The organism is Bacillus sp. FSL R9-9834 (genome assembly GCF_038006905.1).
Classification (GTDB): domain Bacteria; phylum Bacillota; class Bacilli; order Bacillales; family Bacillaceae_G; genus Bacillus_A; species Bacillus_A pacificus.
Window position 1 is genome coordinate 3,432,045 of sequence record NZ_JBBOWD010000001.1, and the last position, 15,865, is coordinate 3,447,909.

At 37.9% G+C, this 15,865-nt stretch carries 12 protein-coding genes and 1 pseudogene; 1 reads left to right on the plus strand and 12 read right to left on the minus strand.

Annotated features, from left to right (window positions below):
* Positions 1-20 precede the first annotated feature (20 nt).
* The 10 genes and pseudogenes from MKY00_RS17795 to hutP form a co-directional block, all read right to left on the minus strand.
* Positions 21-959 (minus strand): ring-cleaving dioxygenase, encoded by a 939-nt coding sequence (locus tag MKY00_RS17795; RefSeq protein WP_016718240.1) that lies wholly within the window; start codon positions 957-959, stop codon positions 21-23.
* Positions 960-1,343: 384 nt separating this feature from the next.
* Positions 1,344-2,822 carry a sodium/proline symporter PutP gene (gene putP / locus MKY00_RS17800; protein ID WP_000687613.1) on the minus strand — a complete coding sequence of 493 codons (1,479 nt, stop codon included), beginning with the start codon at positions 2,820-2,822 and terminating at the stop codon, positions 1,344-1,346.
* A gap of 700 nt (positions 2,823-3,522) precedes the next feature.
* Positions 3,523-4,252: pseudogene (locus MKY00_RS17805) on the minus strand (RNA-guided endonuclease TnpB family protein); the annotation flags it as partial.
* A gap of 285 nt (positions 4,253-4,537) precedes the next feature.
* Positions 4,538-6,112, minus strand: coding sequence for an FMN-binding glutamate synthase family protein (locus MKY00_RS17810; protein WP_016718243.1), 1,575 nt, complete (start codon positions 6,110-6,112; stop codon positions 4,538-4,540).
* A 67-nt stretch (positions 6,113-6,179) separates the two neighbouring features.
* Positions 6,180-7,307, minus strand: a complete 1,128-nt coding sequence (locus MKY00_RS17815; protein WP_016718244.1) for an alkene reductase — start codon at positions 7,305-7,307, stop codon at positions 6,180-6,182.
* Between the two features lie 135 nt (positions 7,308-7,442).
* Positions 7,443-8,414, minus strand: a complete 972-nt coding sequence (gene hutG / locus MKY00_RS17820) for a formimidoylglutamase (RefSeq protein ID WP_016718245.1) — start codon at positions 8,412-8,414, stop codon at positions 7,443-7,445.
* The gene (gene hutI, locus MKY00_RS17825; protein ID WP_000887535.1) at positions 8,393-9,664 is read right to left on the minus strand and encodes an imidazolonepropionase; all 1,272 of its coding nucleotides are present in this window, start codon (positions 9,662-9,664) and stop codon (positions 8,393-8,395) included. Before hutI ends, hutG begins: the two co-directional genes overlap by 22 nt.
* A gap of 13 nt (positions 9,665-9,677) precedes the next feature.
* Positions 9,678-11,336, minus strand: a complete 1,659-nt coding sequence (gene hutU / locus MKY00_RS17830) for a urocanate hydratase (RefSeq protein WP_000416709.1) — start codon at positions 11,334-11,336, stop codon at positions 9,678-9,680.
* 23 nt (positions 11,337-11,359) lie between these two features.
* On the minus strand, positions 11,360-12,877 hold the full coding sequence (gene hutH / locus MKY00_RS17835; RefSeq protein WP_016718246.1) for a histidine ammonia-lyase: 1,518 nt from the start codon (positions 12,875-12,877) through the stop codon (positions 11,360-11,362).
* Positions 12,878-12,980: 103 nt separating this feature from the next.
* Positions 12,981-13,421: a hut operon transcriptional regulator HutP gene (gene hutP, locus MKY00_RS17840; protein WP_000926516.1), complete on the minus strand. Its 441-nt coding sequence runs from the start codon at positions 13,419-13,421 to the stop codon at positions 12,981-12,983.
* 194 nt (positions 13,422-13,615) lie between these two features.
* Here hutP and MKY00_RS17845 point away from each other — a divergent pair, with 194 nt between their 5' ends.
* Positions 13,616-14,563, plus strand: a complete 948-nt coding sequence (locus MKY00_RS17845) for a class I SAM-dependent methyltransferase (RefSeq protein WP_016718247.1) — start codon at positions 13,616-13,618, stop codon at positions 14,561-14,563.
* Between the two features lie 13 nt (positions 14,564-14,576).
* On the opposite strand, the gene MKY00_RS17850 is transcribed toward MKY00_RS17845, so the two are convergent.
* Together MKY00_RS17850 and MKY00_RS17855 are read right to left on the minus strand one after the other, a co-directional pair.
* Positions 14,577-15,149 (minus strand): DJ-1/PfpI family protein, encoded by a 573-nt coding sequence (locus tag MKY00_RS17850; RefSeq protein ID WP_016718248.1) that lies wholly within the window; start codon positions 15,147-15,149, stop codon positions 14,577-14,579.
* The gene (locus MKY00_RS17855; protein ID WP_016718249.1) at positions 15,146-15,724 is read right to left on the minus strand and encodes an AAA family ATPase; all 579 of its coding nucleotides are present in this window, start codon (positions 15,722-15,724) and stop codon (positions 15,146-15,148) included. Before MKY00_RS17855 ends, MKY00_RS17850 begins: the two co-directional genes overlap by 4 nt.
* Between the last annotated feature and the right edge of the window lie 141 nt (positions 15,725-15,865).

The following is a 15,865-nucleotide window of genomic DNA, read 5'->3' on the forward strand; positions in this document are numbered from 1 at the left end:
CTTTTCCCCTTTCAATCACTTTAATCTAAATGTCTCACTTCAAACGGCAAAAGCGTTTGTTCAATCTGTTTTCTATGCTGTTCATATTGTTCCGGTAATTTTAATTCCTCACCCATCGTCTCCAACGATTCATCATGAGCGAAACCAGGAGGATCTGTTGCAATTTCAAATAAAATTTCACCGTGTTCTCTAAAATAAATTGCGTTAAAATAATTACGATCTTGTACAGGAGTTACGTGGTATCCAAAACGGGACACATGCTCTTTCCAGTCTAACTGATCAGCATCGTCACTCGCTCTCCAAGCAATATGATGCACTGTACCAACGCCCATTTGGCCACGACCGATTGTTGATAACCTCAAGTCGATAATATTTCCAATCTTAGCAGAAGAACGGAATCGAACGAATTCACCTTCTTCTCCAATTTTCTCAAGACCCATAATATGTTCTAACAGTTCAGCAGTTTTTTGAGGCTGTGCCGATAATAGAACCGCACCACCAAATCCTTTAATTGCTACTTCTGGCGTAACTTCTCCAAAAGTCCAATTATTTGATTCACCCTCTTCTCTTTCTACTAATTCTATATGCAAACCATGCGGATCATCAAATTCTAAATACTGCTCTCCAAATCGAGTCATTTTTGTATACGAAACATCGAATTTTTCTAATCGATTTTCCCAAAACTCCATTGCACCTTTTGGTACAACATAAGAAGTGATACCTACTTGACCGTCACCAATAACTCCTTGACGAGCACCTGCCCATGGGAAAAACGTAATAATTGTTCCAGGCTTTCCTCCTTCATTACCAAAATAAAGATGGTACGTACCCGGATCATCAAAATTTACTGTTTGTTTCACTAAACGTAAACCTAATACACCAGCATAAAAATCTACATTTTCTTGTGGATGTCCTACAATTGCTGTAATGTGATGTATCCCCATTGTTTTCTTTTCCATTTCGTCCACTCCTTTTTAATTCATTATAAAAATTGCTTTACATTAAAATTCATTATTCATTTTGTCCATACTAGAAAGTAAAATCCGTCATGATAATTTTATCTCGAATTCGAGATATTAATTGTAAAATTACACATTAACGTTTAACTTATCGAAATTATCTCGATTTCAAGATAGTTTCCAAAAAACATTTACTCACTTTAATACCATAATCAGTGGGGGTTTTACTGCCCATTAAAGTGGGATAAAACGTGATTTAGAATATCATTTACCTCAAACTTAACACTTATTATAAGTTACTTACTTTTCTTTGTCAACAAGTTACTTATTTCATTTAAAATGAAAAGGGAGTAAACGCTATTCACCGTTTACTCCCTTTTCAAATCATTTCGTTTCTTCTTCCAGCACTGCTTCCATCTCATTAAATTCACGATGAATTGCTTTAACTGGTTCTTTCGTTACTAAACTTACAACAATCACAGCTAATAAGCTACAGAAGAATCCAGGTACCATTTCATACATAGTCGCTTTTAAACTTGGAATTTGTACCCAAGTAATTACAACTACTGCACCAACAATCATCCCAGCAAGAACGCCCCATTTGTTCGTTCTTTTCCAATATAAACTTAATAAAATGGCAGGTCCGAATGCTGAACCAAATCCTGCCCAAGCATAACCGACGAGTGTTAAAATTGTATCACTTGGATGATACGCTAAAACAACTGCGATCATAGCTACTACTAAAACTGACAGTCTACCGATAAATACAAGTTCTTTATCACTTGCATTACGACGGAAAAATGTTTTATAGAAATCTTCCGTTACTGCACTTGAAATAACAAGTAATTGCGAGGAAATACTACTCATTATAGAAGCTAATATAGCTGACAATAAAAACCCGGTAATGTACGGATGGAATAAAATGTTTGAGAATGTTACAAAGACCATTTCTGGGTCTTGTAATGTCCCATTATTTTTAGCATAGTAGGCGATACCAACCAAGCCAGTAAGCATTGCACCTATAATGGAAATCGCCATCCAACCGATACCGATTCTACGAGAAGTTTTCAAATCTTTAATAGAGGTAATTGCCATAAAGCGGACAATAATATGTGGTTGACCAAAATACCCAAGACCCCATGCTAAAAAGGAAATAATACCAAGAATTGTGGTCCCTTTAAACATATCTAAATGCGATGCATCAACTTGCTTAATCGTATTGTATGTCTCTGTTACACCACCGACATCTGTAAAAGCAACAATTGGTACTAATACGAGAGCAATAAACATAATACAACCTTGCACAAAGTCGGTCCAACTTACTGCTAAAAAACCACCGAATAGTGTATAAGCAACTACGACACCGACAGTTACAAATAAACCAATTTTATAATCAAGGTTGAAAGAATTTTCAAACAAACGTCCACCTGATACTAAACCAGCCGACGCATAAAATGTGAAAAATACTAAAATGACGATAGCGGAGACAAAACGAAGTATTTTCGTACGATCTTTAAATCGATTCTCTAAAAAGTCTGGAATCGTAATTGAATCATTAGCCACTTCTGTATACGTTCGCAAACGCGGGGCAAGAATTAAATAGTTTGCATAAGCACCTATTAATAAACCTATCGCAATCCACACACTTGATAACCCTGTCGCATACATCGCACCAGGTAATCCCATTAGCATCCAACCACTCATGTCAGAAGCACCAGCCGATAAAGCTGTAACCGCTGGACCAAGTCCCCTTCCGCCTAACATATAATCTGATAAATCGGATGTCTTCTTATAAGACCAATAACCGATATACAACATACCTGCCATATAAATAGCAAGCGAAACCATAATCTCAATCTTCACCAAATCTCTCCCTTAGTTACATAAGCCATTCAAAATTTCGAAAAATGACTTTTTCTATTTTCTTGTTTTCGCTTATGGTTCCCTACCTTAACAAACATTTTTTGTTCTTTCAAGTGAACAGGTGTTTTTTACTACATATGAAAACCTTCATAAACGCCTTTATCCCAGTGGATTACCCGGGTTTCAAAAGAAATCAAAGTAAAAATATTCAGAAAATAAAACAGTGTATTTTTTCACATCTTATTTTTATTTTTCATCCGAAAAATTTTAAAAGAAAAAAGCCATACGAATGTATGACTTTCAGCTTATTGGCATCGCAAATTTTTCTTTCTCTATCTATACACCCAATATGCCAAAGTACTATATAATAAACCGCAGAAGTGTAGGAAAGAATACCGATTTACTTTGGATCTAAACCTTGTCAACTACCTCCACTGAGATAAAGCCTTTCAGTGGGGGCTTGAGTTCGAACGCTAGGTCTTTTCGTCTATCGCTAGACAGTTTGACGCTCTAGCATTCATGCTACCCCACAGTAACACCCCAAGTATGTTTTTGGTTGGTACTGACAACGAACGATTGTTTTCCCACTTGCACCACCCTTTCGAAAAAGAGCAGTTCTCCCTTGTGGAAGAGGCGAAAATCCGGCGTTTTCTACAAGCCCCCGACAAAGTCGCGTACACATGGATAGTTGACGCATCGACTAAGCTGTGCGCAAAGCAACAGCCTTACGTTTTTTGTACTTCTAATAGGATCGGCGTTTTCACTTTCAGATTGTCATCCAATTCTACAACTTTTGATTTTTTCAATATATTCAGCGCACTATTAATATCAGCGTGGATACATGTTCCTGTTTTACTTTGGTACAGACCACGCGTGATTCGTTTGCCACTAAAGCGATAGTGCGTTCTATCATCCTTAGACCAAACTGGAGCCGGATCTTCGTCTAGGAAACTGGCCTTTGAAGTATAGCTTTCTTCTTGTTTGAAAAATCGTATACCTTCTTTTACACACTTATTCTCAATTGCTGCAATCAGTTTATGAAATGGGATCTGGACAAATGTTTGATTATTCTTTTCCCCCATATGAGATTCTTGTTCCCAATCCATGTTATACCCTACAACAATCGTATCTATATCGAATTCTTTCACTTTTTTGAACAACAGGCCTACCGCTTGTGAAATGTAACCATTTATTTGTCGTTCTCGTTTATGCCAAAGTGCATCCATTTTATTCGTTACAACGCGTTTTGAAAGTCCATTCTCCATATTTTTCTGTTGTAGATTACGTATCGTTTTGTTGAAGTATTGATTTATAGATTTTAATTTTTTTCCATCGATTAAAAATGTATCACCTGTATTGGTTACACAACTTAATAATCTATCGACACCTAAATCGCAACTCAAAGCGTTACTAGTAGTCGTAGGTGGTTGCATAGTTTCTCTTTTCTTTTGTTTACGTAATACTTTCACTTCTTTCTTTCTAGCCATTGTTTTTACCACCTTTCTTAGAGGACTCATTAAAACTTTTTTAACAAATCCATATTGGGAACGAAATGAAACAACCTGCGATCATGTTCTTCATCGTAATTCCTTTTGGATCAAGTAGCGGAATGATAATCATTATCTAATTTCGTTGTCTTACAATCTATTCCCTCCTTATCTACGCAGACTATATCGTAAGACAAAAAAACAAACATTTGCACTGGAAAAATACTTTTAGGTTTGATTTGTTATAGGAAACAATTCCGAAAGAGGCACCACCCGTCCCACCTCATCTTTAAATAAAATATGCTCTCTCGTTAAATGACGTGGACTCTTTACTCCCGCTGCTGCTGCAAGTGAGAACAAACTATATCTCATACTTATTATATAATTCATGACTCGCCACTTCTTCTCATACGGATCTAGTGCTTTTTGATAGTGCGGATTCGTCGTGGCAACACCAGATGGACATTGGCCAGAATTACATTGCAGCGCCATAATACAACCGCTTGCCATCATAAAACCACGTGCCGAGTTTACAGCATCTGCACCAATCGCTAAAGCAATTGCCACTTTATCTGGTGTAATTAATTTCCCCGAGGCAAACACTTTGAATTTATCACGAACACCATAATGATTCGCTGTATCAATACATGTCAGTAACGCTGGAATAAGCGGCATCCCCATACTATCTGCCATCGATTTATATGTTGCTCCTGATCCACCTTCTGAACCGTCAATTGTAATAAAATCCGGATAGATATTTAACTCTTTCATCGTTTTAAATAAATCTTCCAACGGCTCCTGCTGTCCAATTACAATTTTCATACCGATTGGTTTCCCGCCCGTTTCTTGCAAACGCTGAATAAAATAAAGTGTATCTGCTGCATTGTTCAAAAATGAAAATCGATTCGGAGAATTAATCGTCTCTCCTACTCGTACATTCCGAACAGAAGCAATTTTCTCATTTACTTTTTGCCCCTCTAAATGACCACCACGTATTTTCGCACCTTGCCCAAATTTCAATTCAAATGCTTTAATATTACTTTCTTTCACTTTCTCCATAAATTTCTCCATTGAAAAATTCCCGTCCTCATCACGGTATCCAAATAGCCCTGGACCAATTTGCGCCACGATATTCGCCCCTGTATGTAAATGTTCTGGAATAACGCCACCTTCACCAGTATTAATCCACGATCCGCCTGCCATTTTCGCTCCAAAGCCGCTCGCTAAAATATAATTTTCACCAATCGCACCGTAAGAAGTTGCTGATGCCCCAAACATGCCATACAGTTTCCATGGATATTTACGATTTTCGCCGACGATAATTGCATCGTCTTCTTCGTATAACCAAAGATTCGTTGTATCCGCTGTCAATTTTTCTCTCCGTGAAAATAATCCTTCTTTATGAATCACATACTTTTTCCCTTCACGTTCTTGCGTTACGTTCACACTTAATTCTTCTGTTAATACCGGAAACAACGTATTAGCAATATAATAACCAGATGCTTCAAAATCTCGTTTCGACCCAAAACCAAGTATTTCAGAGCGATACTTCGCTAAAAACATAACACTTTGAAAATCGTAACGTGAAAAAGGTTTTCCATCTGTATCGTGATCAAACCAATATTGTCGGAATTCCGGCCCTATCTTTTCCAGTAAGTAACGCATTCTTCCTAAGTATGGATGTAATTTTAAAATAGAATGATGCGTCCGTTTTTTTATAAAAAATGTGATAATAAAAAAGACGATTAAAATCAACATTAATAATAGTAATATACTAATAATAACGAGTAGCGTTTCACTCATCTCGCTTCCCCCTATGAAATTCCATAATAAAAGGAGAACACTCCATGTGTTCTCCTTTTATCTTTATTCAAATTAATGTAGCAAGATGCTCTTTCGCGTCATATTCAACTAAACTTTCAGCATGTTTAATTCGATGAACAAAATTTGGATTAGCAATTAACGGTCTTCCGAATGCAGCTATGTCAATTGTTCCTTCTTGCAGTGCTTCTTCTGCCTCTTTCGGATTTAAATTACCAACCCCAACAATCGTACCATCCCAATATTTTCTTACTAATTGATGAAAATTCTTTCCGTCAGCAATCACTTGCGTATAATTCATCGTTGAAGGGTGAATCATCGTTAATCCAACTTCTTTAAACATATTTACGAATGTTTCAATCGCCAGCTCAGGGTTTTCCCACATATAAGTAGGATTATCCCCTTTAAAAGCAGAGAAACGAAGAAGTGTTTTATCAGCTCCAACTGCTTCTATTACAGCCTCTGTTACTTCTTTCATAAACGTTAACCTTTGCTTTAAGTCACCGCCATATTTATCAGTACGCTTATTAGCAAACTCATAAGTAAATTGATCAATTAAATATCCGTGTGCACCGTGAATTTCTACCCCATCAAATCCAGCTTCGATCGCGTTTTTCGCAGCTTGTGCGTATTGACTGATAACTTCTTGTATTTCTTCTAACGTCATTGCTTCTGGTGTATCAAATGGTTTACGAAAACGCGGAACATTCCCTTCTGCAGCGATTGCAGAAGGCGCTTGCGGCATTTGCCCACCAATTATTTCGTGATGACTCATACGTCCAACATGCCATATTTGAGCAATAATCGTTCCGCCTTCTTTATGTACTGCCTCTGTAACAGGTTTCCAAGAATCGATTTGTTCTTGCGTATAAATCCCTGGTACTCCTGGATTCCCTTTCGCTCTCGGACTAATGACAATTCCTTCTGTAATAATTAATCCAACTCCGTCAGCAGCACGTTTTCTGTAGTATTCCGCTACATCAGCACCAACTACTCCAGTTTCATTATCTGCAAAGCATCTTGTCATTGGCGCCATTGCTATGCGATTACGAAGAGACCAAGCTCCGACTTGAATCTGATCAAACAACTTCGTTTCTTCAATATTTTCAAAAGATCCCCAAGCGTTTACATTTGTTCCTTCATAAATACTTGCCGCTTTCTTGTTCGAACTTGTCATGTTTTTTCCCCCTAAAAAAATTCTTACTACAATCGCATCATACTTACTTTTAGATAGTAACGTCAATTTATACGCTCTTACCTAGTAATATTCGTATATAGAAAAACCTCTCTAATAAAATAGAGAGGTTTCTCCTTATATACGAATCTCTTTCCTGATCGTCTCCCTCGCCAAAAGAAAACTCATAATCACTTGCGCAGCTACTCGGCTCGTCATATCTCTGAAATCAAGAGTTGGATCAATTTCTACAATATCCATCCCTTGAACGAGAGGTTCTTTGCCAAGAAATTCAATCGCATCCAGTAAAGTCGCGCTATCCATTCCCCCAGGACCAATCGCTGGACAACCTGGCGCAAATGCTTGATCTAGTACATCCATATCAAGAGAAATATAAATAGAAGTCACGCCTTGCTTTCTTAATACTTCGATACTTTCCGTCATAATATCTTTTATTTCTCGCTCTCGTACATCTTTCATTGTATACACTGTCACGCCATGTTCTTTTGCATATTCATGGTACGCTCGTGCATTTGAAAAATTACGAATACCGATTTGAACGAGTTGTTTTCCTGTAATAACACCATTTTCTAGTAAACTACGGAACGGTGTACCATTTGACGGACCACCATCTTCTAAGTTGCGCAAATCATGATGGGCATCAAATTGAATAATACCGACCTTCCCTTTACTATTTGCAAATCCTGTTATACTCGGAAAACTAATCGAATGATCCCCACCAAGAACGATTGGTATCATGTTCGGATTTACTTTCGTTACATGACCAACTGTTTTCGCAATTCGGTTATGACTTTCTTTTATATCCGTCACATGCATCGTAATATCTCCGCAATCATATAAGACACTTTCTTTCATATCATGTTCTTCTGTAATTGCGTACGTGCTATATGCATCTAACATCGCACGAATTGTTTTTGGAGCAAAACTTGCTCCTGAATGACTAATAGATGGTTTAGAAAGGGGTGCTCCAATTAAGGCCGCACCGAATATTTCCACGCCTTCCTCCCAATCTTTAATCATTTCACTCCATTTTGTCACTTCACGATCGATAAACTTGGCATTTTTCTTTAAATAGTGGCCGTGCTCCATGATTGTTCACCTCTTGTATATGCGATATTACCATTCTTCCATACTGTATTTACATGACTTACGCCGTAATGATACGGTACGTAAGCATAATTGTAAGCATCCCATAGCACTAGATCTGCCTTGCGACCTACTCTAATTTTCCCAGCTACATCGCCACGATTAATTGCGTAAGAAGAGTTAACTGTTACCGCATTCCAAACTTCTTCTGGTGTCATTTTCAACTTCAGCATTGCGATGCTCATAATAAGCTGAATGTTTTCCGTTGGACAGCTGCCCGGGTTAAAGTCTGTAGCTAACGCAACTGCAACACCTTCATCAATCATTTTTCGGCCGCGTGCAAAGCTTTCTTTATTTAAATAGAAAGTTGTTCCTGGTAATAAAGTCGCTACTGTATTAGAGTTTGCAAGCATTTCAATTCCTTTATCAGAAGCACCAACTAAATGGTCCGCTGATGCTGCACCAATTTCAGCCGCTGCTTCCGCACCACCAAGAGGGTCAATTTCATCCGCATGAATTTTCACATCAAATCCAAGCTCTTTCGCTTTTAATAAAAACTCTTTTGACTCTTCAACAGAGAACACACCTGTTTCACAGAAAATATCAACGAATTCCGCTAATTGCTTCTCTTTCATTTCTGGTAATAAATCTAACATCCATTGTAAAAATTCTTTCGATCTACCTTTATACTCTTTTGGAACTGCATGAGCACCTAAAAATGTGGAAACTAAATCAATTGGATGCTCTTTTTGTAATTGTGCCGTTGCCTCTAATTGCTTCCATTCCGTCTCATCATCTAATCCGTAACCACTCTTCGCTTCTACAGTTGTAACTCCGAAAGATAGCATACGGTCTAAATGGAATTTCGCCTTTTGAACAAGCTCTTCTTTCGACGATTGTTTCGTTGCATTTACAGTTGAAAGAATACCTCCGCCTTGTTCTAAAATTTCTAAGTATGGAACTCCTTGTAATTTTAGCGCGATTTCATTTTCACGAGATCCACCAAATACAAGGTGGGTATGCGGATCAACAAGACCAGGAGAAACCATTTTCCCGCCACAATCAATAACTTCTTTTGCCTGAAGTCCTTTTGCTTCTTCTGCTGTCCCAACGAAAGTGATTACACCATTTTCAATTCCAACCGCACCGTTTTCGATAACAGGAAGCGTGTTCATCGCTTCCCGTCTTAACAAGCCATCTTCTTGATCCATTGTTAGTAATTGACCGATATTTATTAGTAAAGTGTCCAGCATGTTTTTCTCCTCCTTATTTCATCATTGGAATGTTAACGCCTTTTTCTTTCGCAGTTTCCACAGCTAAGTCATACCCTGCATCCACGTGACGAACAACACCCATACCAGGGTCAGAAGTTAATACGCGCTCAATACGTTTTGCTGCTGCTTCTGTTCCATCTGCAACGATAACCATTCCAGCGTGAAGTGAATAACCCATACCAACGCCGCCACCGTGGTGAACAGATACCCAGCTTGCACCGTTTACACTGTTAATTAATGCATTCAAAATTGGCCAGTCAGCTACTGCATCACTACCATCTTTCATCGCTTCTGTTTCACGGTTTGGAGATGCTACTGATCCGCAATCTAAATGGTCACGACCGATAACGATTGGTGCTGATAATTCACCATTTGCAACCATTTCATTAATAATGCGACCAAATTTCGCGCGCTCACCGTAACCAAGCCAACAAATACGTGACGGAAGACCTTGGAACTCAACTTGCTGACGAGCCATACGGATCCAGTTACATAAATGCTCATTATCAGCAAACTCACGTAAAATTACTTCGTCTGTTTTATAAATATCTTCTGGGTCACCAGAAAGTGCTACCCAGCGGAATGGTCCTTTTCCTTCGCAGAATAATGGACGGATAAATGCTGGAACGAATCCTGGGAAATCGAATGCATTTTTCAAACCTTCATCAAAAGCAACTTGGCGAATGTTATTTCCGTAATCAAATGTAATTGCGCCTTTTGCTTGCATAGCAAGCATGGCTTCTACATGTTTTGTCATGCTTTCTTTTGATAATTGTACGTAGCGCTCCGGATCTTCTTCACGAAGTTTTGCTGCTTCTTCTAACGTGTAACCTACTGGAATATAACCGTTTAATGGATCATGAGCAGATGTTTGATCTGTAACTAAATCTGGCGTAATATTACGCTTCACTAGCTCTGGTAAAATCTCTGCCGCATTTCCTAATAAACCAATAGAAATCGGTTCTTTCTTCTCTTTATACTCGTTCGCAACCGTTAATGCTTCTTCTAATGATTCTGTATACATATCACAGTATCTCTTTTCAATACGACGATCAATGCTGCGCTTATCAACATCAATAGCGATAACAACACCGCCATTCATCGTTACAGCAAGAGGTTGTGCACCGCCCATACCACCTAAACCAGCAGTAAGTGTTAATGTACCTTTTAATGAACCACCGAAATGTTGACGTGCCGCTTCACCAAACGTTTCATATGTTCCTTGTAAAATACCTTGTGTTCCAATGTAAATCCAGCTACCTGCTGTCATTTGTCCATACATCATAAGACCTTTTTTCTCTAGTTCACGGAAGTGATTCCAGTTCGCCCACTTCGGTACTAAGTTTGAGTTCGCTAAAAGAACGCGAGGTGCATCTTCATGTGATTTAAAGATTGCAACTGGTTTTCCTGATTGAACAAGTAATGTTTCATCGCTTTCTAACGTTTTTAATGAATCTACAATTGCATTGTAGCTTTCCCAGTTACGAGCTGCACGGCCGATTCCACCATATACAACTAATTCTTCTGGCTTTTCAGCAACTTCCGGATCTAAATTGTTCATTAACATACGAAGTGCAGCTTCTTGCACCCACCCTTTCGTTTGTAACTCCGTACCTCTTGGCGCGCGAATTGTTTGTTTAACTTTTTCCATTTCAATCTCTCCCTTTTCTCATTTTATAGTGCTGCGTTTACATCTAATCTTTCTTTGATCGAATAATTCGTTTTTAACCAATGCGCAATATTTTCAATATCCGTTGAGAATATACGGTCATTTGTAATAGAAGGCACTTGCTGACGACCTTGATGATAGAAACTTTTCGTCACTGTACTCATGTTTTCAATACCTCGATATTCTGCAGCTTGCATCGCACAAATCATCTCAATTGAAAGAACACGTCTTACGTTTTGAATAATTTGATGTGCATGGCGTGAAGCGATTGTTCCCATACTTACGTGATCTTCTTGGTTAGCTGATGACGGGATTGAATCAACACTCGCCGGATGTGCTAACGTTTTATTTTCAGAAACTAGTGACGCTGCAGCATATTGCATAATCATTGCACCAGACTGAAGTCCTGGTTCTGGACTTAAAAATGGTGGTAAATCGTTTAATTGCGGATTCACTAAACGCTCAATACGACGCTCTGAAATATTTGCAAGTTCTGCCATTCCTACTTTTAAGAAGTCCATCGCAAATGCAATTGGTTGACCGTGGAAATTACCACCTGAAATTACTTTTTCCCCGCCATCAAAGATTAGCGGATTATCCGTTGCTGCATTCATTTCAATTTCTAATTTTTCTTTCACATAATTTAAAACTTGCCAAGAAGCACCGTGTACTTGCGGAATACAACGAAGTGAATATGCATCCTGCACACGTAGTTCTCCTTGTTTTGTTGTTAATTTACTGTCATGAAGGATGTCACGAATTCTGCTCGCTACTTCCACTTGCTCTTTATAACCACGTGCTTTATGAACATTTTCATCAAATGCATCAATAATGCCTTGTAAACCTTCAATTGTCATAGATGCAATTAATTCAGCTTGATAAGCCGTTGCTTCTGCTTCTATATAAGAAAGAACTCCTTGCGCTGTCATCGCCTGCGTGCCATTAATTAACGCTAGACCTTCTTTCGCTTCAAGTTCAATTGGCTCAAGACCTTCTTCTGTAAGAGCGACCATTGCATGAACGCGTTTTCCTTTATAGAACACTTCACCTTCACCTAATAATACGAGCGCAAGATGAGATAAAGGTGCTAAATCGCCACTCGCACCAAGTGAGCCTTGTTGTGGAACAACTGGGTGAATTTTACGATTTACAAACTCAAGAAGCATATTTACAACGAGCGGTCTAACACCAGATACTCCTTTAAGCATCGTGTTTGCTCGTAAAATTAACATACCGCGTGATACTTCTTCAGGGAATGGCTCGCCTATCCCACATGCATGTGACTGAATTAAATTATGTTGAAGTGCCTTTACATCATCTTTTTGAATTAGCACATCACTAAACTTTCCAAATCCAGTTGTAATACCGTAAACGACTTTTCCGTCCTCTACAATTTTCTCAACTACTTCGCGGCACTCCGCCACCTTTTGCATACTAGTTGGACAAGCTGTTACATCTTCTCCTTCAAGTAACAACCTCTTCATTTCTTCAATTGTCAATGTGTGTCCTGTTAACGTAATCATTGTTTTTCCTCCTTAAAAAGGCAAAAGGGGACCTTATCTTTTTAAGACAGACTTCTGTCCTAAAAAAGTAAGGCCCCCTTCTAACTAATAGACTATGGGCAAATCATATGTGATTAATTCCTAAACCAATCGCCTCATGCTCAGATCCTTTTACAGGTGCACCAATCGTTCCATATAATGCAACAGCAACCCATTCGCCCTCTTTTTTTCCGTCGTATGGTGTACCGCGCACAATCGCAAAGCGAAGTCCTACTGTACGAAGAACGTCTGCTAACTGAATTTGACCTCTCGTCACTCCGTACAAAGCTTCCATAATTGCGTGATAAAGTGCATGTGTTTCTCTGTAAACGTCTGTTTCAATAACTTGGTTGCTCTTAGCCGCTGTTTCCATTGCTGCAACAACCTTTTGCGAATTCATCGAACCCACTTTCCCCGTACAATACTTCCAACCTTTTGGGATAGATAATACAGGGCTTTCATTCTCATCCGCAAGTGCCAACAGCATGGCCATACGACCAATTCGATGTGTTCCTTGAAGAAGCATGTGACTCTCTCATTTCTTTTAATTATTTGAATATTTCTTAATTTAAGAATATATGAAAACGGTTAAATCGTCAATAGTTTAAACTCACATTCAAACAATTTTTTCATCTCCTCCATTTGTGTACACAAATGATTTACACAAATTTTTCAGGCGTGTTATAGTCTCACTAACCGATACAAAGGGGAGAGATTTCAGTGACAAAGCGAAAAGATATTCATTTTCGAATTGAAGAAAAATTACTTGAAAGGTTTGAAGCTGCACTCCATTACGAAGGCTTAAAGAAAACCGACGTATTAACGCACGCAATTCAGCAATTTTGCACGAAGGTGGAATGCGAAAAGATGAATGATGTAAAACGCCAATACAACGTAAGCAACCATTTACAAACTCGTATCGATACGCATAAACATTATGAAGAAAAACATGTGAATTTAGATAAAGTCGTCATGGATCATTTACAACTTCAAGGAGACGAGAAAATATTAGAGGTTGGATGCGCTAACGGAAAATTTCTTTCCTTTTTGCAAGCGAATGGCCATAAAGGTCAATTAACAGGTTTTGATCAATCAGAAGCCATGCTCTCTGAAGCCACTAAAACGAATAATTTAATTGAATGGAGACTAGGTGACGCTGAAAAACTTCCTTTTGAAGCCAATTGCTACGACTGGATCGTCGCAAGACATATGTTATATCACATGAAAGATGTTGAAAAAACCATCCAAGGGTTCCATAAAGTAATACGTCCTGGCGGCTCACTTTTAGCTACAACAAATTCTGACGTTACATTACCTCGTATAGTTGAAATGTGTAACCGCATGTTAGACGCATTTGATTTACCGAAAACAACATCTTCAGTCACGCCATTTTGTTTGGAAAATGGTAAAGAGATATTACAGTCTGTTTTTCCAACTGTTGAAGAAGCAGTTATTCATAATGCTCTCGTTTTTCATCATGCTACTCCAATTGTAAACTATATTTCTAGCATGTTTCCGTCGCTAAATATACCTGATAATACACATCTTCACGCCGAAATGAAGGAATGGCTAAAAGAAGAAGTAAAAAATGAATTGTTACTTCATAACGGTATATGGCGCGATCCGAAAACGTTAGCCATTTATCGATGTCAAAAAGAAAAAAGCTAGCATTCGCTAGCTTTTACATATTTTTAAGTAAAAGCTCCTCCATCATCACATTCCCCTTACCGCTGTAAAAATTTATATTATGTTCGTTTGTTACCCCAAAATAAGAGGCAATCGCTATTCCAAATGGCACAAATGCATGCCCCTGTGCTGTAATAATATTTGAATGTTGCACAACTTCTTCATACACAAAATTTTCTACTGGAAAACAATCTAATTTTCTATAATCCATAGTTACTGTATACGAGTTTTCTTTGAATAAGCCTGCTTTTGCTAGCGCATACGGTCCAGCACAAATAGCAGCTACTAATTTTTCTTGTTCGTGAAATTGACGGATGACTGCAAAGAGTCCTGCCGCATCCTTCATATGTATCGCATCTCCGCCTGGAATAATAATTCCCTCATATTTTTCTACACGTACTTCTCTTAATTCTATATGTGGTTGCACTTGCAAACCCGTTTCACTTATAATCAATTCTTTTGTTAAACCTGCTGTAATGATTTCATATTTGTTTTTCAGCAATGCCGTTGCTACTGTTATTTCAAACTCCGCAAATGTTGGGTATACAAATAAAAGTATTTTTTTCATAGCCCTCTCTCCTTTAACCAATCCATAAAATATACCTCTAATTTTTCTGCTGTTAATCTATTCGTGTCCACATAAGTTACAGGAAATTGTTTATACCAGTCTTTTTCAGTTTCTACTAATTTAAATTGCTCCTCAAATGTACTTCGCTTTCTTGTTCTATCGTTATTTTTTCTATCATATACATTCTTTTTCGTCACATCTAAATAAAAAATATCATCTGAACGGCATTCTCTTAATTTATATAATTCATCTTTCAATTCAGTTTCTATATCCCATTCTTTCCCTATAATCATTGGATAAAAAAGTGTATAAAATTCAATATCTTCAGGTCCACGATCAAAAATAACGACTGAACCCTTCGCATTTTGAAACTCCTTTATTTTAGCTTCTATAAACATTTTTTGATTTACTATAAACCCTTCTTTTGAATTCATATCCAAATTTAATTGTTTTCGCTTTTCTACAATTGGATAAGGATTTTCATATATAACTGAAAGCCCGTATCGTTCTAATCTTTTAGCCAATGTCGTTTTTCCACTTGCCATCGGTCCTTGGAGTGAAATTACATATACCATTCCTCTCATTCCCTTGCACTTTAGTACATTCATAACATACAGAATTTTTAAAACCATCAACAAAATATATATCATCTTGTTTCTTATTCTTATGTAACTTATAATAAAAAATAGAGATTATGACGGACGCATCAATAATGT

Excerpts from the sequence above, each read along its gene's own strand:
- MKY00_RS17795 (WP_016718240.1), bottom strand. The coding sequence starts at position 959 with ATGGAAAAGAAAACAATGGGGATACATCACATTACAGCAATTGTAGGA.
- MKY00_RS17810 (WP_016718243.1), bottom strand. The coding sequence starts at position 6,112 with ATGAGTGAAACGCTACTCGTTATTATTAGTATATTACTATTATTAATG.
- MKY00_RS17815 (WP_016718244.1), bottom strand. The coding sequence starts at position 7,307 with ATGACAAGTTCGAACAAGAAAGCGGCAAGTATTTATGAAGGAACAAAT.
- hutG (WP_016718245.1), bottom strand. The coding sequence starts at position 8,414 with ATGGAGCACGGCCACTATTTAAAGAAAAATGCCAAGTTTATCGATCGT.
- hutI (WP_000887535.1), bottom strand. The coding sequence starts at position 9,664 with ATGCTGGACACTTTACTAATAAATATCGGTCAATTACTAACAATGGAT.
- hutU (WP_000416709.1), bottom strand. The coding sequence starts at position 11,336 with ATGGAAAAAGTTAAACAAACAATTCGCGCGCCAAGAGGTACGGAGTTA.
- hutH (WP_016718246.1), bottom strand. The coding sequence starts at position 12,877 with ATGATTACGTTAACAGGACACACATTGACAATTGAAGAAATGAAGAGG.
- hutP (WP_000926516.1), bottom strand. The coding sequence starts at position 13,421 with ATGCTTCTTCAAGGAACACATCGAATTGGTCGTATGGCCATGCTGTTG.
- MKY00_RS17850 (WP_016718248.1), bottom strand. The coding sequence starts at position 15,149 with ATGAAAAAAATACTTTTATTTGTATACCCAACATTTGCGGAGTTTGAA.
- MKY00_RS17855 (WP_016718249.1), bottom strand. The coding sequence starts at position 15,724 with ATGGTATATGTAATTTCACTCCAAGGACCGATGGCAAGTGGAAAAACG.